At 30.0% G+C, this 7,289-nt stretch carries 6 protein-coding genes and 3 pseudogenes; 5 read left to right on the top strand and 4 right to left on the bottom strand.

Annotated features, from left to right (window positions below; all coding sequences use genetic code 11):
- The 4 genes and pseudogenes from JJE11_RS11230 to JJE11_RS11215 form a co-directional block, all read right to left on the bottom strand.
- Positions 1-255, bottom strand: a pseudogene (locus JJE11_RS11230) (hypothetical protein); the annotation flags it as partial.
- Entirely contained in the window at positions 245-820 is a 576-nt protein-coding gene (locus tag JJE11_RS11225; RefSeq protein ID WP_291635609.1) for a sigma-70 family RNA polymerase sigma factor, read from the bottom strand. The pseudogene JJE11_RS11230 and the gene JJE11_RS11225, both read right to left, overlap by 11 nt.
- A gap of 431 nt (positions 821-1,251) precedes the next feature.
- Entirely contained in the window at positions 1,252-2,394 is a 1,143-nt protein-coding gene (gene thiI / locus JJE11_RS11220; protein ID WP_291635607.1) for a tRNA uracil 4-sulfurtransferase ThiI, read from the bottom strand.
- Between the two features lie 16 nt (positions 2,395-2,410).
- Positions 2,411-3,553, bottom strand: a complete 1,143-nt coding sequence (locus tag JJE11_RS11215) for a cysteine desulfurase family protein (protein WP_291635605.1) — start codon at positions 3,551-3,553, stop codon at positions 2,411-2,413.
- A 289-nt stretch (positions 3,554-3,842) separates the two neighbouring features.
- Between JJE11_RS11215 and JJE11_RS11210 the strand changes: the two genes are divergently transcribed.
- The 5 genes and pseudogenes from JJE11_RS11210 to JJE11_RS11190 form a co-directional block, all read left to right on the top strand.
- A complete protein-coding gene (locus tag JJE11_RS11210) occupies positions 3,843-4,910 on the top strand; it encodes an HD-GYP domain-containing protein (RefSeq protein WP_291635603.1) in 1,068 nt (355 codons plus the stop codon).
- A gap of 176 nt (positions 4,911-5,086) precedes the next feature.
- Entirely contained in the window at positions 5,087-5,986 is a 900-nt protein-coding gene (locus tag JJE11_RS11205; protein WP_291635601.1) for a DMT family transporter, read from the top strand.
- 501 nt (positions 5,987-6,487) lie between these two features.
- Positions 6,488-6,641: pseudogene (locus tag JJE11_RS11200) on the top strand (oxaloacetate decarboxylase subunit alpha); the annotation flags it as partial.
- Positions 6,633-6,846: pseudogene (locus JJE11_RS11195) on the top strand (sodium ion-translocating decarboxylase subunit beta); the annotation flags it as partial. The pseudogenes JJE11_RS11200 and JJE11_RS11195, both read left to right, overlap by 9 nt.
- A gap of 64 nt (positions 6,847-6,910) precedes the next feature.
- On the top strand, positions 6,911-7,289 hold a 379-nt coding region (locus JJE11_RS11190), incomplete at its 3' end, for a cation:dicarboxylase symporter family transporter (protein ID WP_291635598.1).

Below are 7,289 nucleotides of genomic sequence, written 5' to 3'. Positions count from 1 at the left end.
ACCCTTATCCCTAGCATCCATTGTTATTGATTCATTATGCAATTCATTATTTTTACTGTAAATAGGATATATTATAATTCCCATTAATAAACATGCCGCTATAGTACATGTTACTTTCAGAACAGATTTATGAATTGAGTTTTTCTTATTTCTCATGCATTTTTCGAGTGTCCTTAACTTTAATTCCTCACTTACTTTTATAATCTTTAAATCCATATTAAATGCATCTGTTAATCCTTCTAAGTTATCCCTCATATTCAATCCTCCCAGTAACATTCTTTTTTAATAATTCTCTCCCTCTAAATAATCTAGTTCGAACTGTACCCTCTGGAAGCTTTAACATTTCACTAATCTCTCTAGTATTAAATTCTTCATAATAATATAAAATAATCACTTCTTTATATTTATTGGTCAAATTCATAACCTGATGTAGTAGTTCTCGGGACTCTATTGCTTTGATTATATTATCATCTAAACTTTGGGCATCGTACTCTTCATTATAAATTTCTCTTTCTTCATCTCTATCACTATTTAAAAGCACTCTCTTTATCCAAAAACTTTTAAAATAGTCCTTACATACATTTACTGTTATCTTCATAATCCAAGTTTTTTCACTACTGTTACCTTTAAATGAATCATATTTTTTAAATATTTTTATAAAGACTTCTTGGAAAATATCCTCAGCTTTATGCATATCTTTAACATATAGATATGCTACCCTAAGCACATCATCGCCATAGCAATTAATAAGCCTCTCTATTTCACTATGAATATCTTTTTTTTCTTTACTATCCTTTTGAACTAAAGGCACAATAGGCACATATCTCACTCCCACTCTAAATATTAGACGATAACAAAATGGATTTTGTTTCAATAATATCATAATAATTTGTTTTAAGTAAAAAAATACTAAGTTTTACAATTAATTTTCTGTTATTGACCTAGGTTATTTAAAACTTTTAGAATAAATCATTTTTATAAAATAAAAGTAAGCTAACAAAATTATAAATCATTTTGTTAGCTTACTTTTCCTAATTACATCTTTAATTTTTTAAACTACTCGTTATTTAACTGTTTCACCTTTTTGATTCTTCTTTTGAGTTTTATCTTTTGTGTCCTTAGAACCTGATTTTTTTTCTCCACCTTTTTTAGCCATGTTAATCACCCCTTTAATATGTATTTCCTCTATTATTATTTACACTTTTTTTGATTTAATACACATTATCAGTGGACTAACATTAATTTTCTTATTTATTTATAAATTTCCATGTCGCTTATAGCCTTCTCAACTAATTTATCAATATCTAAAACAGATTCTGACTTGATTATCTCTACTAACCTTGGTTTTGTTTTCGGATGTTTAGGAACAAAAATTGTACAACAATCTTCATAAGGCAAAATGGAAGTTTCATAAGTATCTATTTTTCTTGAAACATCTATAATGTCTACTTTATCCATAGCTACAAGGGGCCTAAAAACTGGTCTATCGGAAACATCATCACTTACTACGAGCCCTTCCATAGTTTGACTAGCTACTTGCCCTATGCTTTCTCCAGTTGTTACTGAATTTACACCATATTTTTCGGCGAGTGCGCAAGCAAGTCTCATCATAAATCTTCTCATAATAATTGTTAATTCATCTTCTCTACATTTTTCTATAATTTGCATTTGGATTTCAGTAAAGGGTACTACATATAACGTTAATTTTCCAGTGTATTCTTTTAAAATATTAGTTAATTGTTTTACCTTATCTTTTGCTCTCTCACTTGTGTACGGATGGCTATGATAATAAACTGCAGAAAGTTCTACACCACGCCTTGCCATCATATATCCTGCAACAGGAGAATCTATACCTCCTGATAACATAAGCATAGTACTTCCGTTCATTCCATAAGGTAATCCACCCACAGCCTTTATTCTTTTAGAGTAAATGTATGCCATATTTCTTATTTCAACATTTATAGTACACTCTGGGTTATGTACATCTACATTTACGTCTTGATTATTTTGTAATATATGTGCCCCTACTTTTCTACTTACGTCTAATGACCCTGGGCTAAAATTTTTATTTGCTCTGTTAGTTTCCACTTTAAAAGTTTTAGCGGAGCTTCCCTCAATCTCTAAAAGCGCTTGCTTTTTAATGCTATCCATGTTCGCTTCAATTTCTGTAACTACGCAAACCTCCATTATTCCAAATACATTTTTAACCTTTTCTATAATTGCATCCATTTGCTCTGAGTAAATAAACCATCTCCCAGAGTCTTCAACGAATTCGTAATTTAAGTTTCTTAATACATTTTTTATATTGTCTTTAAGTTTTTTTTCAAACTTACCTCTGTTAAGTCCCTTTAAAAATATTTCCGGGGCATATTTTACCAAAATCAATTTTCTCATGTGTTCGTACTCCTCTTTATCTTTTATTTAGCTTTCTTAAAAATTCTAACGATTTATTTAATTCAATTATTACGTAGTCAATTTCTTCCTTATTATTTTCTTCAGAAAAACTAAACCGTATAGTTCCAGCTTGCTCCTCTAAACTTCTTCCAAGGGACTTTAATACTTCACTACTTTTATGGTTTTTTGAAGAACATGCGGAACCCGTAGACACATATATACCTTTTTCTTCTAAAGAATGAAGTAGCACCTCTCCTTTAACTCCCTTAAATGAAGCACTTAGTATATAAGGGGTAAAATGTTCTTCTAGTTTACTGTTAATTATAACATCATCGAACTTAGAAAGTTTTTCTATGAAATATTTCTTTAATTCTAAAATTTTATTAAAATTCTTAGACTGATTGTAGCAGCTAATCACAGCCGCAGTTTCAAATCCCACAATTCCAGCGAGATTTTCTGTACCAGATCTTAAATTTCTTTCTTGTCCCCCACCGCTTATTAAGCAATTAGGTATAAGGCCTTTTCTAACATATGCAAATCCAATTCCACGAGGTCCGTGAATTTTATGTGCACTAGTAGATAATAAATCAATTTTAAACTTTTGTACATCAATAGGAAGCTTCCCATAGCTTTGTACTGCATCTACATGAAATTTAGCCCTACTACTTTTCTCTTTAATTAATCTGCCTATACTCTCAATATCTTGTATAACCCCTACTTCGTTGTTAACATGCATTACACTAACAAGTTGGGTATCCTTAGTTATGCTGTCTATAAGCGTTTCCACGTCAATTCTGCCACTTTCATCAACATCAATATAAGTAACCTTTGCGCCTAAATCTTCTAATACCTTAAAAGTGTTAAGTATACTTGGGTGTTCAATTTTAGTAGTTATTATATGAGAAGTGCTCTTAGCAAAGCCCTTTATAAGAAAATTATTACTTTCACTTCCTCCAGATGTAAATATTATTTCCTCACTACTAGCATTTATGCTACTCGCAATATTTAATCGCATCTGCCTAAGTTTCCGCTCTGCCTTAAAACCTAAACTATGCGCTGAAGATGGATTGCCATAATAATTCTTCATAGTATTACATACATCTTCAATAACCTCTTCATAAGGCATGGTAGTTGCACTGTTATCTAAATATATTTCCATGTTTTTATCTCTCTCCTCTAAATCATCTTCTTCTAATCTGCGTAAATTGAAGTGGTTAAATTAAATCTTAGTATTTCGCTCTGTTTTATTTAATTATAAATATGTTAATCATCAATGTCAATAAATAAAGAACAATCCTTTAAGGGAAGGTCTACCTACTCTCTAATCTTTTAATCTATAGGCTAATGCCAGTTTTTATGGTAAAATAAACTTATTAGAATATATAATCTATTACCTAGATTTGAGTAATATTAAAAGTTTCAATAATTTATTTAAAGGAGATGCATCTATGAAACCAAAAGTTATAAGTATAAGCATTTACGATCTAAAACCAAGTATGATTTTAGCCGAAGATTTAATACTAAACGGTTTAACTTTAGTTGCAAAGAAAATTGCATTAAATAATTTAATGATTGAAAAAATATTAGAATTTTACCCAACAAATACTATAAATATCTATGAGGCGGGCGAAGAATCCTTAGCGTCTAGTTCTCCAAATTTAAAAGCGCAGAGCTTAATTGAAACTGAAAATGTATTAAATCATTTTTCAAGTCGCATAGATAATTTTTTAAGTAGCATAGAAAAAAATTCTGAGCCAGACTTAACAGAAATAAGAAATATGTCTAAAGAAATTTTAGAAAACCTTAATGATTATGGCTCTATTTTAAAGAGTATAACAAATTCTAGAAATATAGATGAGTACCTCGTACGACATTGTGTGAATGTTGCACTTTTAAGTTCAATGCTTGGTAGATGGTTGTATTTGCCTAAGAAGGATTTAACACTTTTGACATATGCAGCTTTTCTTCATGATATCGGCAAAACAAGAGTTAACCAAACTATATTAAATAAACCAACAAAACTTACGAAATTAGAATTCGAAGAAATTAAAAAACATTCCCGTTACTCTTATGAACTTGTAAAAAACATTCCTTATTTAGATGAAGCTGTAAGCTTAGGTGTTCTATTGCATCATGAACGTTTAGATGGTTCAGGCTATCCTCTTGGTTTAAAAGAAGATAAAATTAATACTTTTGCTAAAATAATAGGAATTGCAGATATGTTTGATGCTATGACCTCAGACAGAGTATATAGTAAAAAGCAAACCCCCTTTGACGTGTTAGAGATTATGCAACATGACTGTATGGGTTTATTAGATTATCATTACCTAACTACATTTATAGAACAAATGCGAAATTACTACACTGGTGAAATGATATTACTTAATAATGGTTCTATTGGAAAGATAATTAAAATTGACACAAATAATATTTCGAGGCCACTTATAACTGTAGATTCAAACTTTATAGATTTAAGCGTTGAAAAAAATTTATTTATTACAGAACTTCTACCCTAAGAGATTTTAAACAAAGGAATTTTAATAAAGCTTTGATTTAACTCTCCATAGTCTATCATTTTATACGCGAACTAGTTTTGTAATTTTATTATTGATACAATCTTTACAAATTAATTCGTATATGTAATACTAAAATTGATATTCAGTAAAATATTACATATAAAGGAGTTATAACTATGGACAACGTCGACAAAAAAAAATCAATCCTGGCTGATCTGTCTTTGCTACTAGTCGCATTTTTTTGGGGTGGTGGTTTTATAGCCGTAAAAGGTGCTTTAGATAGTCTTACGCCTTTTTATATAATGGCAATGCGTTTTGGTATTTCTGCTATAATTATGTTATTAATTTTTAGAAAAAAGGTTAGGCAAATAACTAAAAATGAACTGAAGGTTGGAGCCGTGGTTGGACTTCTCTTATTTTTAGGCTTTGCTGCTCAAACAGTTGGTATGAAATATACAACTGCTGGTAAAAATGCTTTCTTAACTGGAACTAATGTAGTTATTGTACCCTTTCTTTATTGGGCAATTAGCAAAAAAAGACCAGATACGTATTCTTTAATATCCGCTTTTATGTGTTTTATTGGAATAGGAATGCTCACCTTAGATGGAGGTATACACATTGGCCTTGGGGATGGTTTGACCTTACTATGTGCAGTATTTTTTGCAGCTCATATAGTTTCTGTTGGGTTTTTCATTGAAAAAGTTGATGCTATATTACTTGTAATAATACAGTTAAGCGTCGCTGCAGTATTTTCAATTATAGCTGCTTTAATTTATGAACCAATGCCACAACCATTAAGTACTGATACAATGTTTGCAATTGGTTATTTAGCAATATTTAGTACAATGCTCGCATTTTTTATACAAAATGTAGCTCAGAAATATACAACATCTACTCACGCTGCAATTATTTTATGTTTAGAATCTGTTATCGGTTCTATTTTATCTGTTATAATACTTAATGAAATATTCACATCCAAAATGATACTCGGTTGTTTAACTATATTTATTGCAATAATAACAACAGAAACTAAATGGAGTTTCTTAAAAACCAAAAAAATATCAACTACTCAATAAGAAAAGTTACCTAACATTTAAGTAAATTATAGTAAATATAGTAGGTTTCCTAAAAATTCTAATGTAATAAAATGGGGTTGTTTATACATATCGTCCAAAAGTTCAATAGAGAGTTAGCACGTGAAATCTTAATATCAAATGTAACACAACTCTTATATGCTCCCAATAAAGTAGACAGGTTAAATAATGAAAATCTGCTATTAGAAAGGGGAGCATTTTAAAGTTAGGAATTTATCAAAAATAAGTATTTAAATAATGTTAATATGATGAATTATGTTATTAAATGTATATAAACTGTAAATGTAATATGATAAAATATAACTAATTCTATTTAATTTATTTCTATACAGTAATTGGGAAACTAACTTTTATTAATTTTAAATTATAAAAGAGATACATTTTATGTGGATAAAATAATCATTGCATAGTAACATAGTATTTAACATTCAGCTAGACCATTATTTTAAATGAGTTAGCTTTTTGTTGAAAAGAGGTGGAATATTGAAAAAACTTAAAGTCACTGAAACAGCATTGAGGGATGGACGTACATCAATACTTAATTGCAACAAGACTTACCACAGCAGAAATCCTTCTTATTTTGGAGAAGATGGATAAGATAGGATACTATTCTATGGAAGTTTGGGGAGGGGCTACTGGAGTTTCTGCAGTTTCAATGGCAGCAAGAGTTATTAAAAGGAAGGGCAAATCCTTCTAATTTCTTATTAATGCATGATATGGGACCAAATGTGTCAGGAGTAATCGGTTCAGCTGTAGCAGCAGGGTTATTACTTAACTTATTTATAAATAAGTTAAGTATTTTGAAAAACATAAAAGAAGGAGGTGTCGCAATAAATATATAAAAAAGCATGTACTAATTTTCAATATCCGGTTGCATATTAATATTATAAAATAGGGGGATGGATTATGAAAAAATTGAAACTGACGACAAAAATATTTATAGGACTTATTCTTGGTATTGTGGTGGGTTTGTTATTACAAGGTAGCCCAGAAATTGCACAAACATATATTAAGCCAGTGGGTACTTTATTTCTTAACTTGATTAAAATGATTATAGTTCCACTTGTGTTTTCATCATTAATTGTTGGCGCAGCTAGTATTGGGGATCCTAAGACATTAGGTAGAATTGGTGGAAAAACGGTTATTTATTATCTTTTCACAACAGCTATAGCAGTTACAATAGGATTGGCACTAGGAACTGTAATGAATCCAGGAGCAGGCCTAGTAATACCAATTGATGTAGCGGCAACAGAGGCTATTAAAGCTCCATCTATAATAGAGACTT

This window comes from Clostridium sp. (genome assembly GCF_016650095.1).
In the GTDB taxonomy this organism is placed as follows: Bacteria; Bacillota; Clostridia; order Clostridiales; family Clostridiaceae; genus Clostridium_AD.
This window is presented reverse-complemented; position numbering and strand designations above follow the sequence as displayed.

Excerpts from the sequence above, each read along its gene's own strand:
- JJE11_RS11205 (WP_291635601.1), top strand. The coding sequence starts at position 5,087 with ATGGACAACGTCGACAAAAAAAAATCAATCCTGGCTGATCTGTCTTTG.
- JJE11_RS11215 (WP_291635605.1), bottom strand. The coding sequence starts at position 3,553 with ATGGAAATATATTTAGATAACAGTGCAACTACCATGCCTTATGAAGAG.
- JJE11_RS11210 (WP_291635603.1), top strand. The coding sequence starts at position 3,843 with ATGAAACCAAAAGTTATAAGTATAAGCATTTACGATCTAAAACCAAGT.
- thiI (WP_291635607.1), bottom strand. The coding sequence starts at position 2,394 with ATGAGAAAATTGATTTTGGTAAAATATGCCCCGGAAATATTTTTAAAG.